The 24,762-nt window shown below is 70.4% G+C and carries 26 protein-coding genes and 1 pseudogene; 17 read left to right on the top strand and 10 right to left on the bottom strand.

Going from position 1 to position 24,762, the window contains the following annotated elements; all coding sequences use genetic code 11:
- Positions 1 to 20: 20 nt before the first annotated feature.
- Positions 21 to 983, bottom strand: a complete 963-nt coding sequence (locus ACGFU7_RS01125; RefSeq protein WP_393691039.1) for a right-handed parallel beta-helix repeat-containing protein — start codon at positions 981 to 983, stop codon at positions 21 to 23.
- Positions 984 to 1,321: 338 nt separating this feature from the next.
- Between ACGFU7_RS01125 and ACGFU7_RS01120 the strand changes: the two genes are divergently transcribed.
- From ACGFU7_RS01120 to ACGFU7_RS01105, 4 genes are all read left to right on the top strand, one after another.
- Positions 1,322 to 2,845 carry a flavin monoamine oxidase family protein gene (locus tag ACGFU7_RS01120; RefSeq protein WP_393691811.1) on the top strand — a complete coding sequence of 508 codons (1,524 nt, stop codon included), beginning with the start codon at positions 1,322 to 1,324 and terminating at the stop codon, positions 2,843 to 2,845.
- Positions 2,846 to 2,941: 96 nt separating this feature from the next.
- Positions 2,942 to 3,880, top strand: a complete 939-nt coding sequence (locus ACGFU7_RS01115; RefSeq protein WP_393691037.1) for a PAC2 family protein — start codon at positions 2,942 to 2,944, stop codon at positions 3,878 to 3,880.
- A gap of 39 nt (positions 3,881 to 3,919) precedes the next feature.
- On the top strand, positions 3,920 to 4,522 hold the full coding sequence (gene coaE / locus ACGFU7_RS01110) for a dephospho-CoA kinase (protein WP_393691035.1): 603 nt from the start codon (positions 3,920 to 3,922) through the stop codon (positions 4,520 to 4,522).
- A gap of 68 nt (positions 4,523 to 4,590) precedes the next feature.
- Positions 4,591 to 4,959, top strand: coding sequence for a tetratricopeptide repeat protein (locus ACGFU7_RS01105; protein ID WP_393691033.1), 369 nt, complete (start codon positions 4,591 to 4,593; stop codon positions 4,957 to 4,959).
- Positions 4,960 to 5,033: 74 nt separating this feature from the next.
- Here the strand turns inward: ACGFU7_RS01105 and ACGFU7_RS01100 are convergent, their stop codons facing one another.
- Positions 5,034 to 5,312, bottom strand: a complete 279-nt coding sequence (locus ACGFU7_RS01100) for a DUF6343 family protein (protein WP_393691031.1) — start codon at positions 5,310 to 5,312, stop codon at positions 5,034 to 5,036.
- A gap of 77 nt (positions 5,313 to 5,389) precedes the next feature.
- Here ACGFU7_RS01100 and ACGFU7_RS01095 point away from each other — a divergent pair, with 77 nt between their 5' ends.
- From ACGFU7_RS01095 to ACGFU7_RS01085, 3 genes are all read left to right on the top strand, one after another.
- Positions 5,390 to 6,508, top strand: a complete 1,119-nt coding sequence (locus ACGFU7_RS01095) for an ADP-ribosylglycohydrolase family protein (protein WP_393691029.1) — start codon at positions 5,390 to 5,392, stop codon at positions 6,506 to 6,508.
- A 128-nt stretch (positions 6,509 to 6,636) separates the two neighbouring features.
- The gene (locus ACGFU7_RS01090) at positions 6,637 to 7,332 is read left to right on the top strand and encodes a class I SAM-dependent methyltransferase (protein ID WP_393691027.1); all 696 of its coding nucleotides are present in this window, start codon (positions 6,637 to 6,639) and stop codon (positions 7,330 to 7,332) included.
- Positions 7,333 to 7,442: 110 nt separating this feature from the next.
- Positions 7,443 to 7,898, top strand: coding sequence for a DoxX family protein (locus ACGFU7_RS01085; RefSeq protein ID WP_393691025.1), 456 nt, complete (start codon positions 7,443 to 7,445; stop codon positions 7,896 to 7,898).
- A 186-nt stretch (positions 7,899 to 8,084) separates the two neighbouring features.
- Here the strand turns inward: ACGFU7_RS01085 and ACGFU7_RS01080 are convergent, their stop codons facing one another.
- Complete coding sequence (locus ACGFU7_RS01080; RefSeq protein ID WP_393691023.1) at positions 8,085 to 8,432, bottom strand: hypothetical protein; 348 nt, start codon at positions 8,430 to 8,432, stop codon at positions 8,085 to 8,087.
- Positions 8,433 to 8,705: 273 nt separating this feature from the next.
- On the opposite strand from ACGFU7_RS01080, the gene ACGFU7_RS01075 reads away from it, so the two are divergent.
- From ACGFU7_RS01075 to ACGFU7_RS01065, 3 genes are all read left to right on the top strand, one after another.
- A complete protein-coding gene (locus tag ACGFU7_RS01075; RefSeq protein ID WP_393691021.1) occupies positions 8,706 to 9,710 on the top strand; it encodes a slipin family protein in 1,005 nt (334 codons plus the stop codon).
- 160 nt (positions 9,711 to 9,870) lie between these two features.
- Positions 9,871 to 12,807 (top strand): DEAD/DEAH box helicase, encoded by a 2,937-nt coding sequence (locus ACGFU7_RS01070; RefSeq protein WP_393691019.1) that lies wholly within the window; start codon positions 9,871 to 9,873, stop codon positions 12,805 to 12,807.
- Positions 12,804 to 14,120 (top strand): SWIM zinc finger family protein, encoded by a 1,317-nt coding sequence (locus ACGFU7_RS01065; protein ID WP_393691017.1) that lies wholly within the window; start codon positions 12,804 to 12,806, stop codon positions 14,118 to 14,120. Before ACGFU7_RS01070 ends, ACGFU7_RS01065 begins: the two co-directional genes overlap by 4 nt.
- Before the next feature lie 64 nt (positions 14,121 to 14,184).
- Here the strand turns inward: ACGFU7_RS01065 and ACGFU7_RS01060 are convergent, their stop codons facing one another.
- Positions 14,185 to 14,550 (bottom strand): TetR-like C-terminal domain-containing protein, encoded by a 366-nt coding sequence (locus tag ACGFU7_RS01060; RefSeq protein WP_393691015.1) that lies wholly within the window; start codon positions 14,548 to 14,550, stop codon positions 14,185 to 14,187.
- Between ACGFU7_RS01060 and ACGFU7_RS01055 the strand changes: the two genes are divergently transcribed.
- Complete coding sequence (locus ACGFU7_RS01055) at positions 14,435 to 14,785, top strand: HXXEE domain-containing protein (protein ID WP_393691013.1); 351 nt, start codon at positions 14,435 to 14,437, stop codon at positions 14,783 to 14,785. The genes ACGFU7_RS01060 and ACGFU7_RS01055 overlap by 116 nt on opposite strands.
- A 33-nt stretch (positions 14,786 to 14,818) precedes the next feature.
- On the opposite strand, the gene ACGFU7_RS01050 is transcribed toward ACGFU7_RS01055, so the two are convergent.
- Complete coding sequence (locus tag ACGFU7_RS01050) at positions 14,819 to 15,334, bottom strand: DUF3574 domain-containing protein (protein WP_393691011.1); 516 nt, start codon at positions 15,332 to 15,334, stop codon at positions 14,819 to 14,821.
- Positions 15,335 to 15,571: 237 nt separating this feature from the next.
- Between ACGFU7_RS01050 and ACGFU7_RS01045 the strand changes: the two genes are divergently transcribed.
- Together ACGFU7_RS01045 and ACGFU7_RS01040 are read left to right on the top strand one after the other, a co-directional pair.
- Positions 15,572 to 16,303, top strand: a complete 732-nt coding sequence (locus tag ACGFU7_RS01045; protein WP_393691009.1) for a hypothetical protein — start codon at positions 15,572 to 15,574, stop codon at positions 16,301 to 16,303.
- 32 nt (positions 16,304 to 16,335) lie between these two features.
- Positions 16,336 to 16,421 (top strand): annotated as a pseudogene (locus ACGFU7_RS01040).
- A gap of 318 nt (positions 16,422 to 16,739) precedes the next feature.
- Here the strand turns inward: ACGFU7_RS01040 and ACGFU7_RS01035 are convergent.
- A complete protein-coding gene (locus ACGFU7_RS01035; protein ID WP_393691809.1) occupies positions 16,740 to 17,357 on the bottom strand; it encodes a peptidase in 618 nt (205 codons plus the stop codon).
- Positions 17,358 to 17,370: 13 nt separating this feature from the next.
- Positions 17,371 to 18,582 (bottom strand): pyridoxal phosphate-dependent aminotransferase, encoded by a 1,212-nt coding sequence (locus ACGFU7_RS01030; RefSeq protein ID WP_393691007.1) that lies wholly within the window; start codon positions 18,580 to 18,582, stop codon positions 17,371 to 17,373.
- A gap of 86 nt (positions 18,583 to 18,668) precedes the next feature.
- Here ACGFU7_RS01030 and ACGFU7_RS01025 point away from each other — a divergent pair, with 86 nt between their 5' ends.
- From ACGFU7_RS01025 to ACGFU7_RS01015, 3 genes are all read left to right on the top strand, one after another.
- A complete protein-coding gene (locus tag ACGFU7_RS01025) occupies positions 18,669 to 19,337 on the top strand; it encodes a winged helix-turn-helix transcriptional regulator (protein WP_393691005.1) in 669 nt (222 codons plus the stop codon).
- Positions 19,338 to 19,448: 111 nt separating this feature from the next.
- On the top strand, positions 19,449 to 20,162 hold the full coding sequence (locus tag ACGFU7_RS01020) for a nucleotidyltransferase domain-containing protein (protein WP_393691004.1): 714 nt from the start codon (positions 19,449 to 19,451) through the stop codon (positions 20,160 to 20,162).
- Positions 20,163 to 20,190: 28 nt separating this feature from the next.
- A complete protein-coding gene (locus tag ACGFU7_RS01015; RefSeq protein ID WP_393691002.1) occupies positions 20,191 to 20,838 on the top strand; it encodes a uridine kinase in 648 nt (215 codons plus the stop codon).
- 78 nt (positions 20,839 to 20,916) lie between these two features.
- Here ACGFU7_RS01015 and ACGFU7_RS01010 read toward each other — a convergent pair whose 3' ends face one another.
- Together ACGFU7_RS01010 and ACGFU7_RS01005 are read right to left on the bottom strand one after the other, a co-directional pair.
- Positions 20,917 to 21,813, bottom strand: a complete 897-nt coding sequence (locus tag ACGFU7_RS01010; protein ID WP_393691001.1) for a carbohydrate kinase family protein — start codon at positions 21,811 to 21,813, stop codon at positions 20,917 to 20,919.
- The gene (locus ACGFU7_RS01005; protein WP_393690999.1) at positions 21,810 to 22,820 is read right to left on the bottom strand and encodes a pseudouridine-5'-phosphate glycosidase; all 1,011 of its coding nucleotides are present in this window, start codon (positions 22,818 to 22,820) and stop codon (positions 21,810 to 21,812) included. Before ACGFU7_RS01005 ends, ACGFU7_RS01010 begins: the two co-directional genes overlap by 4 nt.
- A 133-nt stretch (positions 22,821 to 22,953) precedes the next feature.
- Here ACGFU7_RS01005 and ACGFU7_RS01000 point away from each other — a divergent pair, with 133 nt between their 5' ends.
- Positions 22,954 to 23,316, top strand: coding sequence for a cupin domain-containing protein (locus tag ACGFU7_RS01000; protein ID WP_393690997.1), 363 nt, complete (start codon positions 22,954 to 22,956; stop codon positions 23,314 to 23,316).
- A 13-nt stretch (positions 23,317 to 23,329) separates the two neighbouring features.
- Here the strand turns inward: ACGFU7_RS01000 and ACGFU7_RS00995 are convergent, their stop codons facing one another.
- Positions 23,330 to 24,694: an MFS transporter gene (locus tag ACGFU7_RS00995; protein ID WP_393690995.1), complete on the bottom strand. Its 1,365-nt coding sequence runs from the start codon at positions 24,692 to 24,694 to the stop codon at positions 23,330 to 23,332.
- Positions 24,695 to 24,762 lie beyond the last annotated feature (68 nt).

The raw sequence follows: 24,762 nt of genomic DNA, 5'->3' as shown, positions 1-24,762 counted from the left end.
CACTCGTATCTGCGGCGCGGTTACGGCGTGACGGTGATGTTGGTCAGACCCTTGCCGCCGGTCACCGTGTTGCTGCTGTAGACGGTGGCCGGACAGCTCGCGCTGTAGTTGGTCACGTTGAACGCGATCTGTTTGTCGCCGGTGGAGCCGGTCAGGTCCGAGGTGTTGTTGCGGAAGACGGTGCCGCAGCCCCAGCCGCTCTGCTGGGTGTGGGTCTCATAGCCGTTGTTGGTCGTACGGGAGCCCCTGTTGTCCTCGACCAGGACGTCGTTGCCCTTCACGTCGACCCAGGAGTCGTCGTAGTTGGCGCCGGTCAGCCCGCTGCCGTCGAAGGTGTTGCCGATGATCTGCGCCCCGGTCGTGCCTTCCTTGATGTCGACGTTCTCGCCGCCGACCCCCGGTCCGATCGTGTTGTTCAGGATCTGGACCTGATCACTCCGGTCGGAGAGATCGCCCGCCGTGCCGACGTAGACGCCCTCGCCCATGCCGCGGCCGTCGTGCCCGGTGTCGTAGATCCGTGAGTTCTTGATGACGCCGTTCTTGCTGGACTTGCGGAAGTGGACGCCCTCCATGTCCAGATCGTGCACGGTCACCGAATCGATCACGACCCCGGTGGCGGTGTCGGCCATGATGCCCTTCTGGCCGCCGGTGACGGTGATGCCCTGGACGGTCCAGTAGGAGGCGCCGTTGAGGTACAGCCCGTAGCCGCCGTCGGCCGTGAGGACCGCCTCGGCGGAGCCGGTGAGGGTGATCCGGGCGGAGGCGGTGCCGGGGACGGTCGCCTTGAAGTTTCCGGTGTACGTGCCGTCGGCGAGGTGGATCGTGTCGCCGGGGGCCGCGGCGGTGAGGGCGGCCTTGAGCTGGGCGGCGGTGCTCACGTCGATGACCGTCGCCGCGTCCGCGCCGGTGGCGGAGGCGATGGCGAAGCCGCCGGTGGCGAGCGCGGTGGCCAGCAGGGCGGGGAGCAGCGTGCGGGTGCGCATGGGGGTGCCTTCCCGTCGAAGGAGTTGGAGAGGTTCTCATACATGAACATGGGGCGAGTCTCTGAACTTACTGCCCAGTGACGGTAGGGATGAGGTGTGGCCATGTCAAGGTCTGGACCATTGATCGTAGCGGCGGTTGACGGGGTGAACAGAGAGAAACCTGTGGGATACACGAGTCACTGACGGCCCGTAACACGACCTTGCCAGGATCCCGGCAAGCTCAAGATTCGAAGGGGAGCCGGGACATGACACACACTTCGCACAACTCGCCCGTGGTGCCGGGCGCGAGCCGTCGCACGTTTCTGCGCAACGTAGGGATCACGGGTGGCGCGGGCGCGATGTTCGCGACCATGGGGGCTCTCGGCTTCGCCCCCACAGCCCAGGCAGCAAGCCGCGAACCCGCCTTTCACGCGCCCAGTGAGGGCGACTTCACGCTGAAGGGGAAGGCCGCGGCGAAGGTCGTGATCGTCGGCGGCGGAATCGCCGGACTCGCCGCCGCGTACGAACTGGGCAAGGCGGGGTACGACTGTACGGTCCTGGAGGCGCGGAGCCGCACCGGCGGCCGCAACTTCACCGTACGCGGCGGGGACTCCACCACCGACATCTACGGCAACCGCCAGACCGCCCGGTTCAGCGACGGTCAGTACATGAACGCCGGACCTGGCCGGATTCCGCAGTGGATGGTCACCCTCGACTACTGCCGCGAACTCGGCGTCCCTATCGAGGTGTTCACCAACGTGAACGCCAACGCCTATATCTTCAACGAGAAGGCCGGTATGAAGGCCCCGGTGCGCTACCGCACCGCCAAGGCCGACGTGTACGGCTATGTCGCCGAACTCCTCTCCAAGGCCAACGACATGGGGGCACTCGACCGGCAGATCACCGCGGAGGACCAGGAGCGACTCCTGGAGTTCCTCAAGGACTTCGGTGACATCGGTGACTCCCTCGCCTACACCGGCAGTCCCCGGCGCGGCTACCGCATCGACCCCGCGGCCGCCGGCACCCCCGGTGAGGAGCTCGGCTCCGTACCCTCCGCTTCCGAGGTCTTCGCCAGTGGCGTCGGACGTTACTTCTCCTTCGAGTTCGAGTACGACCAGGCGATGTTGATGTTCCAGCCGGTCGGCGGCATGGACCGGATACCCGCCGCGCTCACCCGGGCGATAGGCGAGCACAGGATCCGCACCGGCGCAGCCGTCACCGAGATCTCCGACACGGCCCACGGCGTCACCGTCACCTACACCCAGTCGGGCCGTACCCGCAGCATCGAAGCGGACTACTGCATCGCCGCACTGCCGCCCAATATTCTGGCCAAGACCTCCCACAACCTCGGCCCGGCCGTCCAGAGCGCCCTGGAGGCCTGCAAGCCGTCCTCGGCCGGCAAGATCGGGCTGGAGTACAAGAGCCGCTGGTGGGAGAGCGACCACCGGATCTACGGCGGCATCACGGAGACGGACATGGACCTGTCGCACATCTGGTACCCGTCCTACGGACACCAGGGCGAGCGCGGCACCATCATCGGGTACTACAACACCGGCTCCAACGCCGACGCGTACGCCGCTCTCGCCCCGCGCGAGAGGGAGGCGAGGGCCATCGCCCAGGGCGTGAAGATCCACGGTGACAAGTACCGTACGGAACTCGCCACGTCGTTCTCCCACCACTGGCGGCAGACCCCGTACCTGGAGGCCTCCTGGCACTCCCTGTCGGGAGGCCCCGACGCGCCGGCCTTCGCACCGCTCAACCAGGCCGCCGGACGCGTCTACTTCGCCGGTGACTACCTGAGCTACGCGGACGCCTGGCAGCACGGCGCGTTCACTTCCGCACGGAAGGCGGTGACGGCGCTGCACACCCGCGTTCTCGCATAGGTTCTGGCATGAACCGCCGAGTGAAGGGGCACGGTCCGGGAATGCCCGTGCCCCGCCGGGCGTTCTTCTCCAAGAACACGAGGAGGAGCGGTAACCGTGCCTGAACCGCAGAGTTTGTACGAATGGGAGCCGAAGGGACTGGCCGTCGTCGACATGGCGCTCGCCCAGGAGTCGGCCGGCCTGGTCATGCTCTACCACTTCGACGGATACATCGACGCGGGTGAGACCGGTGAGCAGATCGTCGACGGCCTGCTCGAAACGCTGCCGCACCAGGTCGTCGCCAGCTTCGACCACGACCGGCTCGTCGACTACCGCGCACGGCGCCCGCTGCTGACCTTCCGGCGCGACCGCTGGGCGTCCTACGAGACCCCGACGATTGACGTACGGGTGGTCCAGGACGCCACCGGAGCACCCTTCCTGCTGCTGTCCGGGCCCGAGCCGGATGTGGAGTGGGAGCGCTTCGCCGCCGCCGTCGAGCAGATCGTCGAGCGCCTGGGCGTCCGCCTCGCGGTGAATTTCCACGGCATCCCGATGGGCGTCCCGCACACCCGCCCCGTCGGCATCACCCCGCACGGCAACCGCACGGACCTCATGCCCGGCCACCGCAGCCCGTTCGACGAGGCGCAGGTACCCGGCTCGGCCGAGGCCCTGGTGGAGTACCGGCTGATGGAGGCCGGGCACGACGTCCTCGGCGTCGCCGCCCATGTGCCGCACTACGTCGCCCGCTCCGCCTACCCGGACGCGGCGCTCACCGCCCTGGAGTCGATCACGGCCGCGACCGGTCTGGTCCTGCCGACCGTCGCCCATACGCTGCGTACCGAGGCCCACCGCACCCAGACGGAGATCGACCGGCAGATCGACCAGGGCGACGAGGAGCTCGTCTCGCTCGTGGAAGGCCTTGAGCACCAGTACGACGCGGTCGCGGGCTCCGAGACCCGGGGCAATCTGGTGGCCGAGCCGGTCGACCTGCCGTCCGCCGATGAGATCGGCCTCGAATTCGAGCGGTTCCTCGCGGAGCGCGAGGGGGACGCCTGACCGGCCGCCCCGGTCACCCCTCGTACTAGGCTGCCCGGCATGCTGAAAGTGGGCCTGACCGGTGGGATCGGCGCCGGCAAGAGTGAAGTGTCACGGCTCCTCGTCGGATACGGAGCCGTGCTGATCGACGCGGACCGGATCGCCCGGGAGGTCGTCGAGCCGGGGACCCCCGGGCTCGCGGCCGTCGTCGACGCGTTCGGTGCCGGCATCCTCACCGCCGACGGCACCCTGGACCGGCCGAAGCTCGGCTCGATCGTCTTCTCCGACGCCGACCGGCTCGCCACCCTCAACGCGATCGTTCACCCGCTGGTCGGCGCCCGCTCCGCCGAGCTGGAGCGGGCCGCGGGCCCCGACCCGGTCGTCGTCCACGACGTCCCCCTCCTCACCGAGAACGGCCTCGCCCCGCTCTACGACCTGGTCGTCGTCGTGGACGCCAGTCCCGAGACCCAGATCGACCGGCTCGTACGGCTGCGCGGCATGACCGAGTCCGAGGCCCGCGCCCGGATGGCCGCGCAGGCCACCCGGGAGCAGCGGCGTGCCGTGGCCGATCTGATCGTCGACAACGACGGGCCGCTGGAGGAGTTGGAGCCACAGGTCCGCAAGGTCTGGTCGGAGCTGACCCAGCGGGCCGCGGCCGGCTGATTTCCGGATCGGAATACCGGACACCGGCCGGATGTTGAGAACCCGGTAGCGAAGGGAAGGATGCGATCGTGCCCGAGAGGACCCCGGAAACCGACGTCATCGACTTCCGCGCGGCCGAACACCTGCTGGCGGCGCGCGACCCCCGGGGCGCGGTCAAGCTCCTGGACTCGGTGATCGCGTCCCATCCGGAGAACACGGCCGCCCGGCTGCTGCGGGCCCGTGCCTTCTTCGCCGCCGCCCAACTGCGCCCTGCCGAGCTCGAATTCGAACTCGTCCTGGAGCGCGAACCGGACAACGCCTTCGCGCACTTCGCGCTCGCCCGCACCTTCGAGCGCTCCGGCCGCTCCGACCGGGCCGCCCGCCACTTCCGGCTGGCCGCCGCACTGGATCCGAACCCGGAGTATCTGAAGGCGGCCCGCTTCCGCGTGGAGGACTGACCGCTCCGTACGGAGGACTGACCGCTACCTACAGAGGACTGACCGCTACGGAAGACTGGCCACTCCGTACGGACTCAGTGCCCGTACCTGCGGCGTCCGCCATGGTCGGGTTCGTACGGCGGGATATTGCGGCCCGGCTGGTAGTGCGGGCCCTGGTGGATGTGGTGCACGATCACCGCGATGTCCACGAGAACCAGCAGGAGCAGCAGGCCGCAGGCCGCCGCCCAGCCCGGGCGGTCGGTCAGAGTGAAGGCCGTCAGGCCGAAGACGGCCCAGGCCAGCCCCCATAGACTCAGGCAGAGCCGCAGTCGGAGAGGACTGCGGGCTGTCGTCGGTTCGTTACCGGTACGCATGGCGATCGCCTCTCCTACCAGGATGGACCCGCGACGGCGATTTGGGACATGTCGACGTCGGATTGAGGGGATCGTGCGTGAACGGCACATCGTGGGGGGACCGTATCGGCCGCAGGGCGAGGGCCCGGGGCTGTCTGCTGGGCGGGGCGATCGGGGACGCCCTGGGGAACCCGGTGGAGTTCCTTTCGCTCGCCGGTATCCGCCGCGCGCACGGTGAACACGGTGTGCAGGGACTTCTCGCGGACGAGGAGGGGGTCGTCGGGCGTGTCACGGACGATACGCAGATGACCCTGTTCACGGCCGAAGGGCTGATCAGGGCCCATTCCCGGGCGATGTCGAAGGGTATCGGCGGCGCCGAGATCGGGATCGTGCGGAACGCCTATCTGCGCTGGCTGGACACCCAGAACCACCCTGCTGCGCCGGCCGGCGGAGCCGAGAACCCGGTACGGACCGGCTGGCTCAGGCAGCAACTCTGGCTGTACGCGCGCCGGGCCCCCGGCAATGCCTGTCTGTCGGGGCTCGCGACCGGCCATGTTCCCGAACCGACGGGGCGGCTCGGTGAGCCAGGGCCCGTCAACACCGGGTCCAAGGGGTGCGGCACGGTGATGCGGTCCGCCCCCTTCGGACTGGCGGGGGAGGACGCCCAGGTGGGCTTCCAGCTCGCCTACTGGTGCGCGCAGATCACCCACGGCCACCCGACCGGTGCGTACGCGGCCGGGGCGTTTGCCGCGATCATCGCCCATCTCCTGGAGGGCGACTCGATGGCGGGCGCGGTGCTGCGGGCCATGGAGCTGCTGGGCCGCCACCCGGGGCACGAGGAGACGACGGCGGCGCTGCGCGCGGCCGTCGACCTGGCCGCCGAGGGCGAACCGACCGCCGAGAAGGTGGAGACGCTGGGCGCGGGCTGGGTCGCCGAGGAGGCCCTCGCCATCGCCGTGTACTGCGCCCTGGTGCTGCCGGGCGCCGATCAGGTGGCCCAGTCGCTGCTGCTCTCGGTCAACCACTCGGGCGACAGCGACTCCACCGGTGCGGTCTGCGGCAATCTGCTCGGCGCGCGCCACGGGGACGTACACCTTCCGCCGTCCTGGCTGGTGGCAACCGAAGGACGAGCGGTGATCACCGAGGTGGCCGACGATCTGTGTGTCGAGTTCGAGCACGCGGTCGTGTGGCCGGCCGACCGCTACCCGGTGCACTGACGGGTCGGCCCGTACGTTGCGCGCCGACGACCTGTCAGTGTCACCGCCGCCCTGGTCGCCCGTTGCTCGGTGCGACGGGAAGACTGCGTGGCAGGAACGACCGTCAACGACCGTTCGTTCGGCTGTACATGAGCGGACAACTGGTGCGTGAGGGATATTCAGGGACGGGCCCCGGCGCGATCACGCCGGACGGCTGTGCGGTCGAGCTGTACAGACGGCTGTCCGTCGGCGATGAACCGGAGGTGATCGCGGCGGCCGTACCCGCCGGGGCAAGCATTCTGGAACTGGGCTGCGGGGCGGGCCGGGTGACCCGTCCGCTGATCGAGCGAGGCTTCGACGTCACCGCCGTGGACGAGTCGGCACAGATGCTGGAGCACATCCGCGACGCCCGCACCGTACAGAGCCCCATCGAGTCGCTGGACCTCGGTGACGAGACGTTCGACGTGGTGATGCTGGCGTCGTTCCTGGTGCACACGAGCGAGCACCGGGTGCGTGACGGGATGCTGCGGGTCTGCCGGAGCCACGTCAAGGACGGCGGGGTCGTACTCATCCAGCGCGAGGGCCCCGACTACCACACCAACCTGCCGCGGGAACGGGTCGATCCGGGCGGCTACACCGTACGGATCGTCTCGGCCGAGCCCGTGGGGGACGGGGTGGACTCGGTGCATGCCGAGTACCTCTTCGACGATGCGCGATGGACCCAGACATTCCTGTCGCGGGAGCTGTCGAAGGAGCAGTTCGAGGGGTACCTGGAGGCGGCGGGGCTGACCGTCGACCGGTATCTCACGGATGACGGGATCTGGGTGCGGGCCCTGCCGAAGTAGCTCCTCGGGGCGCAGCGGATCCGCGGTCCGGGAAGCGATGAGTTCCGGACCGCGGACGGGTCTACCTCTTCGTAGGCAACACCGTGCGAGGCTTTCCCGAGGAGACCCAGATGTCCGAGTCCACACCGGTCCGGAGCGCCCCCGCTGCCGCCCTTGCCACCTCTTCTGGCACCCGAGCCGGCGGTCGTAGCCGCGGGGCCGTTGCACTGACCGCCGCACGGGTCGTTCTTGCCCTGTTCTTCGGGTTCAGCGCGTTCGCCAAGCTGATCGCCCATGAGACGGCGATCGAGTCCTTCGACCGGATGGGCTGGAACGAGGCCGCGATGTACACCATCGGAGGGCTGGAGATGGCGGGGGCGATTGCCCTGCTGATCCCGTTCCTGGCAGGAGTGGCGGCCATGGCCTTCTGCGGACTGATGGCCGGCGCCTCCATCGTCCAACTGACGCTGCTCGACCGGGTGAACGCGATCATGCCGGCGCTGCTCATCGTGCTGCTCGTCCTGATCGCCCGGGAGCGTCGGGGCCGTACGGCGGATCTGGTCGCGCTCGTCCGCAGGCGTGCATAGCGGCCGTGGAGCGGTTCTCGTCCTCGCCGAGCCGGCGCCGGCGGGTGACGGCAGGCGCGCGGGCGACGTGCACAACACGATCAGCGGGACGCCCGGCATCGGCGGCCCGGTGATCCAGGCCGCCGAGATCGGCTCCATCAACTTCGGCACCGGGCGCCAGCGGCTCCCTGCGCTGCGTGCGACGGGTCAGTGGACCGTGCTGAAGCTGCGCCACGGGAGGGCGCTGGCCCCGTTGACGTCGCTGAACGTGGTCGCGAGGTACGTCGTACCCGGACCGGTGCAGTTGGGCGTGCGGTACAGGATGATGTCGATCAGGGTGCCATTTCTCACTTCCTTGGCACCCGCGGGAGCGAGCCGGTGGCAGCCCCTCACCGAAGGGCTGTTCACCATGATCACGGCGTCCCGCTCGGTCGTGTAGGTGATCGGCCCGACCGCGGACCGGCCGAGGCCGGAACAGCCTGCGACGGTGAGGGTCAGGAGCGCGGTCCCGGCTGCGATGCCGAGACGGCGGCGCCGGTGATCGATCACGGGCATGGGCGGGTCCTCGTCTGTCTCGTCCGGCTCATCCGTCAGCACGGCGTACGCCACAGCACCGCATGCGCCACGGAGAACGTGCTGACGCTGGTCACCCTGCCTGCTCCCCGGCGGCTCGGCATCCGGTGCGCGGCCGGCCGGGCGACAGTCGTGCCGGGTTGACTCCGATCGATGTTCATATCGGTTGATATTGGGCATACCGTGGTAATAGCGACTGATTTCTGTGTCGCTGATTTCTGTGTCTCAGATGTTTCCGGCGTTCAGGGGGCTGTCATGGTCCAGGAGCTCGTAATCGCGATAGTGGGGGCGGCCTCGGCGGGTGCGCTGTACATGGCGGCGGCGGCCAAGGTCGTCAAGCAGTACGAGCGGGGCGTCGTACTGAGGCTCGGCAGGCTCCGTGACGACGTGCGAGGGCCCGGATTCACCATGGTGCTCCCCGGCATCGAGCGGCTGCGCAAGGTCAATATGCAGATCGTGACGATGCCGGTGCCCGCGCAGGACGGAATCACCCGGGACAACGTGACGGTGCGGGTGGACGCGGTCATCTACTTCAAGGTGGTCGATGCGGCGAGTGCCGTGATCCAGGTGGAGGACTACCGGTTCGCGGTGTCGCAGATGGCACAGACCTCACTGCGGTCGATCATCGGCAAGAGCGATCTGGATGATCTGCTGTCCAACCGCGAGAAGCTGAATCAGGGCCTTGAACTGATGATCGACAGCCCAGCGGTCGGGTGGGGTGTGCAGATCGACCGGGTGGAGATCAAGGACGTTTCGCTGCCGGAGACGATGAAACGCTCCATGGCCCGTCAGGCCGAGGCCGACCGTGAGCGGCGAGCCCGCGTCATCAACGCGGACGCCGAGCTTCAGGCATCGAAGAAACTCGCCGAGGCGGCGAAGGAAATGTCCACCCAGCCGGCCGCGCTCCAGCTGCGCCTGCTGCAGACGGTGGTTGCGGTGGCAGCCGAGAAGAACTCCACGCTGGTGCTCCCGTTCCCGGTGGAGCTGCTCCGCTTCCTGGAGCGGGCGCAACAGCCCGTGCAGCAACAGATGATGCAGCCGCAGCAGGCCGTGCAGCCGCCGCAGCAACCCGCGCAGGCGCAGGCGCAGCCGCAGCGTCCCGCGCAGGCACAGCGCCCCGCACAGTTGCATCGCCCTGCGCAGGCACAGCCGCGGCCGCAGCAGCCCGCGCCCTCTCCCGCTCCCGCCCCCGCGCCCGCCGTTCCTGCGGCCACCGCGCCTGCTAGGTCCCCTCGTCCGAAGCCGCTCGCCAGGCACTGAGCCGAACCGCCCCGTTTTCAAGGCCCGTATCAAGACCTGTATCGCATCTGACCTGCTGGAATGCAGGTGCGCGACCGGTTGTCAGACCCCCCGCCTAGACTCGCAGGAGTCATAAGGATCAAGACGATCAAGAGGATCAGGGCGGGATGGGAGGGGACCGATGACCACGGCACAACACCGGCTGGACGCGTCCGCCGCCCGCCTTCTGACCTGTGCCGCTGTCTTCCTGCCCGCATCGCTGCCGAGGGACGGGCGCGTCGCCTTCTGGGACCCCGATGGCGGCTCTCTCCCGGAGCCGGGTGACTCCGCAGACCCCGAAAATTGGGCGCCCGGTGCGACCGCCGCAGAGATCACCGTGGTCCGCCGACACGGGCAGCAGGACGGCGTCCGTCGGCGTACGGTGCCCGCCGTCCTGTTGCCCGTGACCGATGCCCTGCCGCTGCTGGCCCGCGCCCGGCACCAGCAGTCCGCCCACCCCGCCACCCGCTGCTGGGGCGCCGCCGCACTCCAGGCGCTCAACCTGGTGGCGCGCGGCAGGCTGCTCCCCGGCCTGACAGGCGACGACCACGACGCCTGGCGGGCCGGACCGCGCGACGCCGAGGCCATCGCCCACCTCCGGGCGATCGCCGCCGCCATGCCCGTGGAGGGGTACGCGGTCCCGCTCCCCGACCGCACACCGCTCCAGGTCCCCGACCCGGAGTGGCTGCTCGGGGCGTTCCTCGACGCGGTGGCCGACGCCCTGCCCCGTACACCCGCCGCGGCGTACGCGATGGGTGCGCCCTTCGCGGCCCGTGAGGCCCAGCATCTGCCAGGAGCCCGCGACTGGGCCGTCGAGGCCGCGGCCGGTCTCGATGCGGGCGTACGGGTGTCGCTGCGCCTCGACCTGTCGGCGTACGAACTCTTCGACACGGCCGATACGTACGACAGCCCCGCCGACGACGCCGACGGCGCTTCCGGTACGGCCGCGGATGCCCGTTCCGGTGCCGCGCGGCACGCCGCCGCGGCCATCACCCAGGTGCACAGCCTTGCCGACCCCACCTATGTCGTCGACGCCGCCGCACTGTGGCACGGCGGGGTGGGGGAGCCGTTCGGCCCGCGGGCCAGGATCGACGCCGTGCTCGCACTGCGCCGCGCCGCCCGCCTCTGGGCACCGCTGGAGCGGTTGCTGGACCAGCCGGTGCCCGATGTGCTCGCACTCGAAGAGGACGAGCTGTACGAGCTGCTGAGCGACGCCGGAGCCCGGCTCGCGGCAGCCGGGGTGAGCGTCCACTGGCCCAGGGAGCTCGCCCGTTCCCTCACCGCCGCCGCCGTCGTACGGCCCGCCCCCGGCTCGGCCACCGACGGCACCTCGTTCTTCGACGCCGAGCAGCTCTTCTCCTTCAACTGGCAGTTGTCGCTGGGCGACGAGCAGCTCACCGAGGCGGAGATGGACGTTCTTGCGGAGGCCCACCGGCCGGTGGTGCGCCTGCGGGACCAGTGGGTCGTCGTCGACCCCGCGCTGGTACGCAAGGCGCGCAAGCGGGAGCTCGGCCTGCTCGATCCGGTCGACGCCCTCGCCGTCGCCCTGACCGGCAGCGCCGAGGTCGACGGCGAACAGGTCGAAGCGGTGCCCGTCGGAGCGCTGGCCGCACTCCGTACCCGCATCACCGCCGACGACACCACCATCGCCCCGCCGCCCGGGCTGGACGCCACGCTCCGCGACTACCAACTGCGCGGCCTGGCCTGGCTGGACCGGATGACCTCACTCGGCCTCGGCGGCTGCCTCGCCGACGACATGGGCCTGGGCAAGACGATCACCCTCATCGCTCTCCATCTGCACCGCGCCCACCCAGCGCCCACCCTGGTGATCTGCCCCGCCTCCCTTCTGGGCAACTGGCACCGGGAGATCAACCGCTTCGCTCCCGGTGTCCCCGTGCGCCGCTTCCACGGCACAGACCGCACACTCGCCGAACCCGACGGCGGCTTCGTCCTCACCACGTACGGCACGATGCGTTCGAACGCGGCGCAACTCGCCGGCCACAGCTGGGGACTGATCGTCGCCGACGAGGCCCAGCACGTGAAGAACCCGCACTCCTCCACGGCGAAGGCGCTGCGCACCATCCCGGCCCCGGCCAGAGTCGCCCTCACCGGCACCCCCGTGGAGAACAACCTCTCCGAGCTGTGGGCCCTGCTCGACTGGACCACACCCGGACTGCTCGGCCCCCTCAAGGCGTTCCGGGCCCGGCACGCCCGTATCGTCGAGAACACCGGGACGGCTGCCGGGCTCGCCAACGACGAAGCGGTCGAACGGCTTTCCCGGCTGGTCCGGCCCTTTCTCCTGCGCCGGAAGAAGTCCGACCCGGGCATCGCCCCCGAGCTGCCGCCCAAGACGGAGACCGACCACCCCGTCTTCCTCACCCGCGAGCAGGCCACGCTCTACGAGGCGGCGGTCCGCGAGACGATGGCGTTCATCGAAGCCTCGGAAGGCATCGCCCGCCGCGGTCTGATCATGAAGCTGCTGGCCTCGCTCAAGCAGATCTGCAACCACCCCGCGCAGTATCTGAAGGAGGAGCCGACCCGCCTCGTCGGCCGTTCGGGAAAGCTCGCCCTGCTCGACGAGCTGCTCGACACGATCCTCGCCGAGGACGGCTCCGTCCTCATCTTCACCCAGTACGTGACGATGGCCAGGCTCCTCTCCGCCCACCTCGCCTCGCGCGCCATCCCCTCTCAACTCCTGCACGGCGGTACGCCGGTGGCCGAGCGGGAACGGATGGTGGACCGCTTCCAGTCCGGCGAGGTCCCGGTCTTCCTGCTCTCCCTCAAGGCTGCGGGCACCGGACTGAACCTCACCAGGGCCGCCCACGTCATCCACTACGACCGCTGGTGGAACCCGGCCGTCGAGGAACAGGCCACGGACCGGGCGTACCGCATCGGTCAGACGCAACCCGTGCAGGTCCACCGGCTGATCGCGGAAGGCACGGTCGAGGACCGGATCGCCGAGCTGCTGCGGGCCAAGCGGGTCCTGGCCGACACGGTCCTCGGCGCCGGCGAGACCGCGCTGACCGAGCTCAGCGACCGTGACCTGGCCGATCTCGTCTCGCTCCGGAGGCCGTCATGAGCCCCCGCCCCCAGCCCCATTCGTACGCCCGTCCCGAGCCCCGTCCCGTCGCACGCTCACGCCCCGGCCCGGATGATCTGCGGCGCACCTTCGAGGCCGTGCCGCCCCGCACCTCCGACGGCGACGAACCCTTCGCGGACAGCTGGTGGGGCCGCGCCTGGGTGGACGCCCTGGAGTCCCTGTCGATGGACGAGGGACGGCTCTCCCGCGGCCGGACGTACGCGGACAGCGGCAAGGTCGCCGCGATCACCGTCACCCCCGGACGGGTCGTCGCCTACGTCCACGGCAGCCGCCCCCGCCCCTACCGCGCCGAACTGCGTCTGCGGTCGCTCACCGACGCCGACTGGGACACGTTCCTGGACGCGGTCGCCGCCCGCCCCGGTCACCTCGCCGCGCTGCTCACCAAGGAGATGCCGCACTCGCTGGTCGACACGGGGGCCGAGGCCGGTATCGGACTGCTGCCCGCCGCGGGCGACCTCGACCCCGGCTGCTCCTGCCCCGACCACGGCTGGCCCTGCAAGCATGTGGCTGCCCTCTGCTACCAGATGGCCCGGCTGCTGGACGCCGACCCGTTCGTCCTGCTGCTGCTGCGCGGCCGGGGCGAGCGCGAAATCCTCGAAGAGCTGGGCCGCCGCAACGCCGCACACTCCGCCCGGGAACGCCCCACGACCCCGGCCACCCCCTCCGTGCCGGCCCGCGAGGCCCTCGCCGACCGCTACCTCCCGCCGCTCCCCGCCCCGCTCCCGGTCCTGCCGCATCCCGGGCAGCCACCCTCGTACCCGAGCCTGCCCGGCGCCCGTGACCCGCTCGCCCTCGACCACCTCGCCACGGATGCGGCGGCCCGTGCGCACACGCTCCTCACCACCGGCCTCGACCCGCTCGCCGGCCTCACCCCCTGGCAGGACGCGGTACGGCTGGCCGCATCCCGGCCCACCGCCGGACTCACCGCAACCACCCGCGCCCTCTACCGCGACCTGGCGTACGCCACCGGCCGCACCACCACCGACCTGGCCCGAGCCGTCGCGGCCTGGCGCCAGGGCGGAGCCGAAGGGCTCGACGTTCTCGAAACACCCTGGGATCCTCCGGCCGGCCCCTTCGACCGGGCCCGCCCCGCGCTCGCAGCCGCCGACTTCCCCCGCTTCCACCCCTGGCGCAACCACCTCACGCACCCCAGCGGCACGCTCCAGCTCCGCTTCGGCCACGACGGCCGTTGGTACGGCTACGAATCCGAGCCGGGCGAGGACGACTGGTGGCCCCGCGCCACCCCGGACTCCGACCCGGTGGGCGCGCTCATGGAGCTCAGCGGAGGCTGACCCCGCATGTGATTGGTCCCGGTACCCGGCCGCGGCACAGTACCCGACCGCCCCGGGGCCACCCTCAGCGCGGCAGCACGGCATCGACGACATCGCGGGCGAAGTGCGGCGGTACCGGTTCGCGGCGGAGCATCACCCGCATCCAGACCGCCCCCGCGATCAGGTCCAGCAGCAGCATCGGGTCGGCGTCCTCGGGGAGTTCACCACGGGCGTCGGCGCGGGCGAAGACCGGCTGCTCGCGGGTGAACCGATCGGCGAAGAAGTCGCGGGTGAGGGCGGCGAGTTCGTCGTCCGGCAGGCCGGTGCCCGAGGTCATGGCGCGGGCGACCGGTTCCGTACGCCCGTCGGTGAGCAGGCCGATGATCTGTCCGGTGAGGGCGATCAGACGGACCGTACTGGTCGGATTCGGGCTGCACGGCGTCGTCCACATGGCGCAGTCGCTGGCGTACCGCGGCTACACACCGGGGGTCGCGACGGCGCCGACCGTTGTTGTCCCGTACTCGCTCTGGGCCGCGCGGCGGCTGAAGGCGGCCGGTATCGAGAGCGGCGGCGTCGGCGCGGCGGCAGCGACGCCGGCGCTCCTCCCGGTCGCCGTCGCGGGAGCGCATGGGCTGGCGCGCCGGCTCAATCGGCCGTACGGGCGCGGGGCCCGTACGGCAGCATGACCGGGGAGCGGTGCGGCAGGGCGACGGGTGGTGTCAGAAGTCGGCGGTCGTGCGCTCCTCGATCCGGGCCACCGAGTCCTGGGCGTACGCCTTCTCGTAGGCGTTCCGGATCCGCTCGATCTGGACGTCGCGCAGGCGTGCCTCGGACGCCGGGTAGAGCAGGGTCAGTTCGTAACTGCGCTCCCGTTCGATCACCCCGTGGGAATCCCGCCACTGCCCCCGGCCGTCCTGGATGGTCAGCCCGTTCGGGAAGCGCGGCGTGACCTCCTCGTCGATGAACGCGAGGAATTGACGATCGGTCACGTCCGGTCCGCCGTCAGGACGTTCGGTGCCGAAGAACAGCCGGGTCTCGATGTAGGCCTTCCCGCGCGCGGCACCGGCCGACGCCGCCGACTGCGAGGCGGAGGAGGCATCGTTGCCGAGTGTGGCGTACGCGACGGGCGTGCCCACGGCCAGTACAGCCAGGGCGGTGGCGGCCGCGGAGAGCGCGGTGCGCTGCTTCGGGCCGTTGAGCCCCTTCGGGCTGGTGAAGTGAGGGAAGCGAGGCACGGCGGGAACCTTCCTTCGGGGCCCGTGAGGGCGGAGTCTGCGCGGGCCTGCGGCGCGGATGTGCGCGGCTCACTGTGACAAGCGGCCCCCGCCGGACGGCGGCAGGACATGAGCATCCGCCGGAAACCACCCGTACGGGTCGGCCCGCGGGCCCGCCGAAACCCCGCTGCGCCCCGTGGAGCAGTCGCCGCGAAAACCCTTGGCCCCAGGCGGCTCGGCGCTGTTAGTTTCCTCGACGTGGCGAAACTCAATCAGATCATCGCAGTGGAGAAGGGCGTCAAGTCCAAGGCTCACCAGGACCTGACGGCGGCGCATCACGGCCTTCAGAAGACCGGTCTGCTCGCCGGGATCTCCCGGACGTATCAGCCCAAGGACGAAGAGGGCGAGCAGTTGCCGCCCGAGTCGACCCTGGTGCAGATCAAGGCCGAGGACGTGCTGGGGGAGACCGCGACGACCCTGACCCGGCTCTTCGATGTGACCGCCACGAAGGACTGGGCGAACTGTTCGGCACGCGCGGATGTGAAGGTCGACGGACGCGTGCTCGTGAGCGATGTGCCGGTGTCGTATCTGCTCTTCCTGGAGAAGCAGCTGACGGACATCAATACCTTTGTTCGCAAGCTTCCGGTGCTCGATGCCTCCGAGGCCTGGACCCAGGACCCGTCGACGGACTCCTGGAAGACCGAGCCGGTGAGGACTCTTCGTACGAAGAAGGTGCCCCGCAACCATGTGAAGGCGGAGGCCACCGAGAAGCACCCGGCGCAGGTCGAGGTGTACTACGAGGACATTCCGATCGGGTACTGGACGACTGTGAAGTTCTCCGGAGCCCTCCCCGCACGGCGGGTCAACGAACTGCTGGACCGGGTCGAGAAGCTTCAGCAGGCCGTGAAGTTCGCCCGCGAGGAAGCCAACGGCGTGGACGTCACCGACCAGCGGGTGGGTGATGCGGTATTCGGTTACCTCTTCGGGTAACCGACCATGGATTCCCCGGCCGAAGCACTTCGGCCGGGGTGCGCGAGGAGCGCAAGCTGAAACTGAAGCTTGTCGTGACGACGTGGTTCCAGTGGAGGTTCGAGTCCTCCTCCCGGCATTCTGTGCGTTCTCCGCACATGAACGGGCCGGGGTGGCCCAACTGGCAGAGGCAGACCGCGATCAATCTCAGACTCTTGCTCCAGACTCAGCATTCGCCACCGATCGCCGAATCAATCGGGCCCGTGCCCATGGGCGTCGAGATGCCGGTTCGACTCCGGCCCGCAGAGCTTCGATCTGCGGTCGTCTAAAGGCAGGACGCGACGACATAAACCTGACACGGGTCCTTAAAAGTGTCGGCGTGCCGCATGGGTGGCATCTTCAGGGCTCGGGGGCCGGCTACGCCCCCGGGCCCGCTCCCGTTTCCCGGCGCGTCCGGTCACACGCCCGCGGGCAGTGACACCCCGCGCCCCGCGAAGAAGCGCTCGAAGTCGGGCAGCGCAAGCTCCGCGGCACGCGTTGTGGCCGTCGTGCCGGACGGGTTGTGGAAGTGGACGCCGGTGCCGTCGGCCGTGCGGGACGTCAGCAGCACCAGGTGCCCGCCCCGCCCCGGAGCGGGCCGCTGCGGATGGCGGATGCCGTAGTGCACCGAGGCCATGACCCTCCGGCCGGCGTCGAGCAGACCGAGGATCTCCTGCGACGAGAGATGGCGGTGGACCGTGGCGTCGAGGCCGTGCGCCTCCTGTACGTACTCCGCGAAGGGGGCGTAGATCAGGCCCCGGATCACCCCCTGCGCATCCTCCGTGTACGCGCCGTACTTGAGCGCCCCGTCGCGCAGCGCGAACAGGGACGGGGCCCCGGCGCCGAGCGCCATGCGCAGGCAGGTCATACCGCACAGATGACCTGACCAGCGCGCATACTCGGCCGGTGACGCCGCGCCCGACTCCGCCCAGGCCGGGTCGGTGGCCGGATCGAGTCCGCCCTCCACGATCGGGCCGACGAGTTCGAACGAGGCGAACTGGGTGAGGACGGGAACACGGCAGGCGGGGCAGGTCACCAGGGGCATCCGATCACTGGCGGTATCCGGTCAGGAAGCGGCCGATGCGGCTGATCGCCGCGTCGAGATCGTCAGCGTACGGGAGTGTCAGGATCCGGAAGTGGTCGGGCCGCGGCCAGTTGAAGCCGGTGCCCTGCACGACCTGGATCTTCTCCCGCAACAGCAGATCCAGGACGAACTTCTCGTCGTCGACGATCGGATGCACCTTCGGGTCGATGCGCGGGAATGCGTACAGCGCGCCCTTCGGCTTCACGCACGACACACCGGGAATCTCGTTCAGCTTCTCCCAGGCCCGGTTGCGCTGCTCGTACAGCCTGCCGCCGGGCACGACCAGTTCCCGGATGGACTGCCGGCCGCCGAGCGCCGCCTGGATGGCGTACTGCGCGGGCGCGTTGGGGCACAGGCGCATGGAGGCTAGAGTGGTCAGCCCCTCCAGATAGTTACGGGCGTGCTGCTGCGGGCCGGAGACCACCATCCAGCCGGAGCGGAAGCCCGCCACGCGGTACGTCTTGGACAGACCGCTGAAGGTGAGGCAGATCAGGTCGGGGGCGAGGGACGCCACGTTGTGGTGCTCGGCGTCGTCGTAGAGGATCTGGTCGTAGATCTCGTCGGCGAACACCATCAGGCCGTGCCTGCGCGCCAGATCGAGGATGCCTTCGAGGACCTCGCGCGGATAGACGGCGCCGGTCGGGTTGTTCGGGTTGATGATCACGACTGCCTTGGTGCGGTCGGTGATCTTCGACGCCATGTCCGCGAGGTCCGGGTTCCAGTCCGAGGCCTCGTCGCAGGTGTAGTGCACGGCCTTGCCGCCTGCGAGGGTCACCACCGCGGTCCACAGCGGATAGTCGGGGGACGGGATGAGCACCTCGTCACCGTCCTCCAGCAGCGCCTGGACGGCCATGGAGATCAGCTCGGAGACGCCGTTGCCGAGGAAGATGTCGTCGACCCCGACGTCCGTCAGCCCCATGGCCTGGTAGCGCTGCGCCACCGCCCGGCGGGCGGACAGGATGCCGCGCGAATCGGTGTAGCCGTGGGCCTGCGGAAGCATCCGGATCATGTCCTGGACGATCTCCTCCGGTGCCTCGAAGCCGAAGAGCGCGGGGTTGCCCGTGTTGAGGCGGAGCACGCTGTGCCCCGCCTCCTCCAGGGCGTTGGCGTGCTCGATGACCGGGCCCCGGATCTCGTAACAGACCTCGTCGAGCTTGCTGGACTGCCGGAATTCCATGCGGTGGCCTCCCCGATCTGATTGCGATACTTGGTTTTACCAAGCTCGGGCTTGGAAAGTCCAACAACATGTCTAGACTGCGTCGCATGCCACGTCAGCAACAGTCCGCAACACGCTCGGCCCGCCGCCGGAGTTACGACCAGTTCTGCGCCACCGCACGCTCCCTCGATTCCGTGGGCGACCGGTGGACCCTGCTGATCGTCCGTGAACTGCTGGCGGGCCCCCGCCGTTACACCGACCTCCACGCCGACCTGCCGGGCGTCAGTACGGACGTCCTCGCCTCCCGGCTCAAGGACATGGAGCAGAGCGGCCTGGCCACCCGACGCCGGCTTCCGCCGCCCGCCGCGGCCTCGGTGTACGAACTGACGGAGCGCGGCCACGGGCTGCTGCCCGTACTTGCCGCGCTCGCCGAATGGGGTGCGCCCGCGCTCACCGAGCGGCGGCCCACCGATGCGGTACGGGCGCACTGGTTCGCGCTCCCGCTGCTGCGCGCGCTGGACGGGCTGACCCATGCGGGAGTCGTCGAAGTCCTTCTGGACGAGGGAGAGTTCCATGTGCGCGCCGGTGGCGCGATGGCCGGTGCGGCTATGTACGGGGATGGTCCCGCCGCCCATGCCGATGCCCGCATCGCACTCGACGCCGAGGTCTGTCTGGCGCTCGGGCAGGGTGAGTTGACGCTCGCCGAGGCCGTCAAGGACGGGCGCATCGAGGTGTCGGGCGGCGGGCCGCTTGCCGCTGAACTCCGCGGCGAGTGACCGCCGGATGAGTGAACCAAACGTCACGTCTCCGTGATGGTGCGTCAGAATGAGGACCGGATCCCGGACTCGCAGGGGACGGAGCGTTGTGAACGACAAGGGCGAGCGGTCGTGAATGTGGACAGCCCGAAGAGCGAGAAGGGCGCGGATGATCTCGACCCGGCGCGGCGCGCCGCATTCGCACAGGACCTGCTGCGCGCACTCGCCGCCCACTGCCCCGGCTCGCGCGCCGAGCTGAAGGGCTCGCTCGCCCGCGGAACAGCGGATGCGTACAGCGACATCGACATTGCCTGGACGGTGCCCGACGACCGCTTCGACGCGTGTGCCACCGCCGCCCGGGACATACTCGAAGCGGTTCGGCCCCTCGACTTCCTGCGTACAGACCCCGAGCTGCAGAACTCCCGCAAGCGGCGGCTGCTCTTCGCCGCTTTCCGCGGGCTTCCGCTCTTCTGGCGCGTGGACCTGGAGATCGGGGCGTCATCGGTCGCCCACCAGGCCGACTACGACCAGGACAACCCTGCGGCGCGCGGTGACGACTGGTCGCGGCCCGCAAGCGCGCTGGCCAATGCGGTCGCCGCGACAAAGGCCGTACTGCGCGGGCAGCCACAGACCGCCCAGGGGCTGCTGGAGCGCGGCTTCCGGCGCATCGACGCGCCGCACCGCGTCACCGGGCAGTGGTTCGCCGATATCGGCCGCCTCGCCGACACGGCCGCAGACCGGGAACCGGGCCTGCGCTCGCTTGCCGGCCACGTGGTGCGCCTTGCCGAGAACCACCTGGCGGGGATGGACGAGGAAGCACCCCGCCGTCAGGACGGCCGGCGCTGACGCGCGAGGCCGGGGTGATGATGGGTGCGTGCGATGTGAAGCGATCACCTGGGAGCGGCTGGCCGAAGCCTTTGCCGCGCACGCCGACGGTCTGAAGCCGGCCGACGCCGGCCCCTGGCTGAAGGTTGCCGTCGACGGTGCTCCGGCAGCCCGTACCGGGGAGTTGGCCGGGCGAGTCGCACAGGCGCTGCGGGTCCGGGGGCGGGCGGTGCTTGCCGTGTCCACCGAGGGGTTCCTGCGGCCGGCGAGTCTTCGGTACGAGTACGGCAAGGAGGACCCCGACTCGTACTACGACAGCTGGTTCGACACGGGCGCGTTGTGGCGCGAGGTGTTCGGGCCGCTGGAGGCGGGCGGGAGCGGGCGGGTGCTGTCCGATCTCTGGGATCCGGTGACGGACCGGGCCACGCGTACGCCGTATCAACTCCTGCCTGAGGGTGGCGTGTTGGTGGTGCACGGCCCGTTGTTGCTGGGGCACTGGTTCCCGTTCGACCTGAGTGTTCATCTGCGGTTGTCGCCGGGCGCACTGCGGCGGCGTACCGAGGAGGGCGAGCGTTGGACCCTGCCCGCTTTTGCGCGGTACGAGGACGAGGTGGCGCCCGGCGGCCACGCGGATGCGGTCGTACGGGCCGACGATCCGCTGCACCCCGCCTGGACCGGGTGGGGTCGGGGCGGGTAGCGGTCCGGGCTGATCCGGGGAGCCGGTGCGTCATGGGCCGGGGAGCCGGGCGCGTCGCGGACCGGGAAGCCGGGTGCGTCAGGGGCCGGGGCGGCCCCCCACGGTGGTGACCGCCTCCGCCCCCGACCGGCAGCCTGCCTCGACGGCCGAGGCGTCGTCCGCCCCCGACAGGTGCGCCGCGAGAAAGCCGCCGGTGAACGCATCGCCCGCGCCCGTCGAGTCCACGGCGCCCCGCACCTGAACAGCCGGGATGTGCCGGGTCACCGCGCCCGCGGCGGCCAGCAGGGCTCCGCCCTCGCCGAGTGTGACGACCACCCGGGGCACCTGAAGGCTCAACTTGGCTGCGGCGTCCGCCGGTTCGGGCAGTCCGGTGAGCAGCCGGGCCTCGTCCGCATTGGGCAGCAGCAGATCCGCGCCCTCCACGGCTGTCAGGAACCGGTCGACGCCCAGCTCGGCGAGAAAACCGGCCGAAGCCGGGTCGACGCTCACCGTGATCTGCCGCCGACGGGCCTCCCGCAGAGCGAGCAGGGCTGTTGCCCGGCTTGTCGTGGCGAAGAGGAGGTACCCGGAGAGATGGAGATGAGCGATGCCGTCGAGCATCGACGGCGACCAGTCGTCGGGGGAGAGGCGGAGCACGGCGCCGCTGTCGGTGAGGAAGGTGCGCTCGGCGGCGGAATCGACGAGGGCGACGACGGTGGCGGTCGGTACGTCGTCGTCCACGGCCAGCAGGCAACGCACCCCCGCCCGCTGTAGCGCGTCCCGGTGCCAGGCCGCACTGTCGGCGCCGACCCGGGCCAGCAGCCGTACGTCGGGACAGCCCGAACGCGCCGCCCAGCAGGCGACGTTGGCGCCCGCGCCGCCGGGGAGGGTGCGGATCCGGGCCGAGGTGTCCGTACCGTGGATCAGCGCCGTTCCGTGCCGGGCCACAACATCCGTGACCACGTCGCCGACGACGAGAAGGCCGCCGTCGGTCATCGGCCGGCCGCCGGGTCCCGGTGTGATGCCGTGTCCTGTGCGTCCCCGTGCACTGCCGGGTCCTGTGCGGCGGCGGCCCATGCGCCGGAGATCCGCGCGGCAAGCGATACGTTTCCGCGTACGGCCGCCAGATTGGCCTCCAGCGAGGCGCCCCCGGTTTTCCGCATCAACTGGTCCAGCAGGAACGGTGTGACGGCCTGGCCCACGATGCCGCGCTCGCGGCATTCGGCAAGGGCCTCGGTCAGAACGCGGTCGTGGAGTGCGGGATCCAACTGGTCCTCCACGGATACGGGGTTGGCGACGATCAGCGCGGAACCGGGACCGCCGAGCGCGTCCTGGGCCCGCATCACCTCCGCGACCTCCTCGGGCGTCCGCACCGTCCAGTCGACCGGCTCGCCCGAGCTGTTCAGATAGAAGCCGGGGAAGCGGTCGGTGCCGTAACCGAGCACTCCGACACCGAGCGTTTCCAGGCGCTGCAGCGTGGCGGGGACGTCCAGGATCGACTTCACCCCCGCGCACACCACAGTGATGCCGGTCTGTGCGAGGAGCCGGAGGTCCGCGGACTCGTCCTGGGTCTGCGTCCATTCCCGGTGTACGCCGCCGAGGCCGCCGGTCGCGAAGACGCGCAGGCCCGCGTGTGCGGCCAGGAACGCCGTCGCGGACACGGTCGTCGCCCCGCTCGTGCCCGCCGCCAGGGCCGGTGCGAGGTCCCGGTGTCCCAGCTTCCGCATCGCCGGGTCCGCGGCGACCCGCTCCAACTGGGCCTTGTCCAGGCCGATGTGGGCCTGTCCGTCGAGTACCGCGATGGTGGCGGGCACCGCGCCCGCGGACCGTACGAGCCCTTCGAGTTCCTCGGCGACCTGCAGATTGCGGGGGCGCGGCAGACCGTGGGCGATGATCGTCGACTCCAGAGCCACGACGGGGTGGTGCGTGGCGAGGGCCGCCTGTACCTCGGTGGAGAGGGCGGGAGTGTAGGCGTGTGCGCTGTGCGACGCATTCAGTGACATGTCCACATCCCTGTCGCGGGCGCATCGACCTCAAACGTCCGGCCGGGACACCGGCCGGATCACCCGCCCCCTCCGCATGTTCTCCCGGTCCTGGTGGCAAGTCGCCCCGAAGCGGTCGCTAGGGTGACCGGCCATGACCACACTTGATCAAGCTCCCGCCTCGTTCGCCGTGCACATTCCGGACGCCGAACTCGAACCGGAACCGCTCGACCCCGCACAGATCGTCTCGGGCGAGCCCGTGGTGACCGGAAAGGTGCTCTGGGAGTCGCCCGACGGCAAGCAGGTGCGCGGGATCTGGCAGATCACGCCGGGCGTGGTCACCGACACAGAGGCCAACGAGCTGTTCGTGGTCGTCAGCGGGCGCGCGACCGTGGTGGTCGAGGGCGGCACGACGCTGGAGATCGGGCCGGGTGACGCCTGCGTGCTGCGCGAGGGCGACCGTACGACGTGGACCGTGCACGAGACGCTGCGCAAGGCGTACCACATCAGCCTCTGAAGCCTCTGAAACCTCAGAGGTCGGTGGCGGGTGCAGTGGGTGCTGGTGCGGTGGCTGCGTCAGGTGAGGCGGACGCGGCAGGTGCGGCCGGCCGGGCGAGCGCCCGGCGCAGCGCCAGCGCCGCCATCGGCAGCAGCAGACATGCTCCGACCACGTTCAGCCAGCCGTAGCTCGCCCGGGCGACGATCACTCCGGCGATCGCACCGCCGATGCCCGCCGCCGTGTTCATGGTCAGGTCCGACAGACCCTGCACGGCGGCGCGGGCGGGCTGCGGTACGGAGTCGGTGAGCAGCGCCGAACCGGCGACCAGCCCGGCCGACCAGCCGAGCCCGAGCATGAACAGGCCTGCCGCCGTCTGACCGTGGCTGGGGCCCGCGGTGCCGGCCAGTAGTGCGGCGCAGGAGAGCAGCCCGACCGCCAGACCGATCACGGCCAGCCGGCCGAACCGGTCCGACAGCCAGCCCATCACCGGGGAGAACGCGTACATACCCGCGATGTGGCCGCTGATGACCAGGCCGATCAGCTGGAGCCCGGCGCCGTGATGGCCCAGATCGACCGGGGTCATCACCATGATCGAGACCATCGCGGTGTGCGAGACGGCCACCGTCACCAGCGCCAGCCGCGCCATCGGCGACGCCCGGACCGCTGCGACACCGGCACGCAGTGAACGGCCTGCGGGGGACTCGTTGTCCTGCGGCGCCAGCGCCCGCGCGGTGAGCAGCGGGTCCGGCCGCAGCAGCACTCCGACCATCACGGCCGCCAGCAGGAAGATCCCGGCTGCGAAGAGGAACGGGCCCGCCTTCTCGGATATCGCGGTGCCGCGGAAGACATGCCCCACCGGGGCCGCGATGTTCGGCCCCAGAACCGAACCGATCGTCGTCGCCCAGATGACGGTGGAGATCGCGCGGCCGCGCCGGTCGGGCTCGACCAGATCCGCGGCGGCGAACCGGGCCTGCAGATTGGCCGAGGAACCGGCACCGAACCCGGCCATGCCGAGCAGCAGTAGCGGGAAGCTCTCCACGACGGTGGCCAGCACCACGAGCCCCGCGCCGAGCGCACCGATCAGATACGCCAGTACGAGACCGGGGCGCCGGCCGCGCGAGGTCATCAGCGCGGCCAGCGGCAGCGAGAGCAGCGCGGTACCCGTCACCGACGCGGTCGGGGCCAGACCGGACAGCGCCTCGGAGCCGCTCACCTCCGTGGCCAGGACGGGGGCCAGGGCGATACCGATGGGCACGCCGAGGCCGCCGAGTATCTGGCTGGCTATGAGCACCGCGGATGTTCTGCGCCGCAGTCCCGGCAGCTCGGCCGCCGTGACCCGGCCGACGGGGTGGCCGGGCCCGGTGGGGGTGTCAGGTGCATCGAGGGTGTTGGTCACTGACGCAGTGTGCCAGCCCGTGCACAGGTGCGAAACCGGGTCCGGGCCGTACGGACAGGCGCCGAGCA

It is taken from the genome of Streptomyces sp. NPDC048473, assembly GCF_043200155.1.
Taxonomy (GTDB): domain Bacteria; phylum Actinomycetota; class Actinomycetes; order Streptomycetales; family Streptomycetaceae; genus Streptomyces.
This window is presented reverse-complemented; position numbering and strand designations above follow the sequence as displayed.

What these genes read in the sequence shown, in the direction of transcription:
- coaE (WP_393691035.1), top strand. Translation starts at nt 3,920, where the DNA reads ATGCTGAAAGTGGGCCTGACCGGTGGGATCGGCGCCGGCAAGAGTGAA.
- ACGFU7_RS01065 (WP_393691017.1), top strand. Translation starts at nt 12,804, where the DNA reads ATGAGCCCCCGCCCCCAGCCCCATTCGTACGCCCGTCCCGAGCCCCGT.
- ACGFU7_RS01125 (WP_393691039.1), bottom strand. Translation starts at nt 983, where the DNA reads ATGCGCACCCGCACGCTGCTCCCCGCCCTGCTGGCCACCGCGCTCGCC.
- ACGFU7_RS01025 (WP_393691005.1), top strand. Translation starts at nt 18,669, where the DNA reads ATGCCACGTCAGCAACAGTCCGCAACACGCTCGGCCCGCCGCCGGAGT.
- ACGFU7_RS01080 (WP_393691023.1), bottom strand. Translation starts at nt 8,432, where the DNA reads ATGCCCGTGATCGATCACCGGCGCCGCCGTCTCGGCATCGCAGCCGGG.
- ACGFU7_RS01055 (WP_393691013.1), top strand. Translation starts at nt 14,435, where the DNA reads ATGGCGCGGGCGACCGGTTCCGTACGCCCGTCGGTGAGCAGGCCGATG.
- ACGFU7_RS01070 (WP_393691019.1), top strand. Translation starts at nt 9,871, where the DNA reads ATGACCACGGCACAACACCGGCTGGACGCGTCCGCCGCCCGCCTTCTG.
- ACGFU7_RS01075 (WP_393691021.1), top strand. Translation starts at nt 8,706, where the DNA reads ATGGTCCAGGAGCTCGTAATCGCGATAGTGGGGGCGGCCTCGGCGGGT.
- ACGFU7_RS01085 (WP_393691025.1), top strand. Translation starts at nt 7,443, where the DNA reads ATGTCCGAGTCCACACCGGTCCGGAGCGCCCCCGCTGCCGCCCTTGCC.
- ACGFU7_RS01010 (WP_393691001.1), bottom strand. Translation starts at nt 21,813, where the DNA reads ATGACCGACGGCGGCCTTCTCGTCGTCGGCGACGTGGTCACGGATGTT.
- ACGFU7_RS01000 (WP_393690997.1), top strand. Translation starts at nt 22,954, where the DNA reads ATGACCACACTTGATCAAGCTCCCGCCTCGTTCGCCGTGCACATTCCG.
- ACGFU7_RS01005 (WP_393690999.1), bottom strand. Translation starts at nt 22,820, where the DNA reads ATGTCACTGAATGCGTCGCACAGCGCACACGCCTACACTCCCGCCCTC.
- ACGFU7_RS01100 (WP_393691031.1), bottom strand. Translation starts at nt 5,312, where the DNA reads ATGCGTACCGGTAACGAACCGACGACAGCCCGCAGTCCTCTCCGACTG.
- ACGFU7_RS01120 (WP_393691811.1), top strand. Translation starts at nt 1,322, where the DNA reads ATGTTCGCGACCATGGGGGCTCTCGGCTTCGCCCCCACAGCCCAGGCA.
- ACGFU7_RS01030 (WP_393691007.1), bottom strand. Translation starts at nt 18,582, where the DNA reads ATGGAATTCCGGCAGTCCAGCAAGCTCGACGAGGTCTGTTACGAGATC.
- ACGFU7_RS01090 (WP_393691027.1), top strand. Translation starts at nt 6,637, where the DNA reads ATGAGCGGACAACTGGTGCGTGAGGGATATTCAGGGACGGGCCCCGGC.
- ACGFU7_RS01060 (WP_393691015.1), bottom strand. Translation starts at nt 14,550, where the DNA reads ATGTGGACGACGCCGTGCAGCCCGAATCCGACCAGTACGGTCCGTCTG.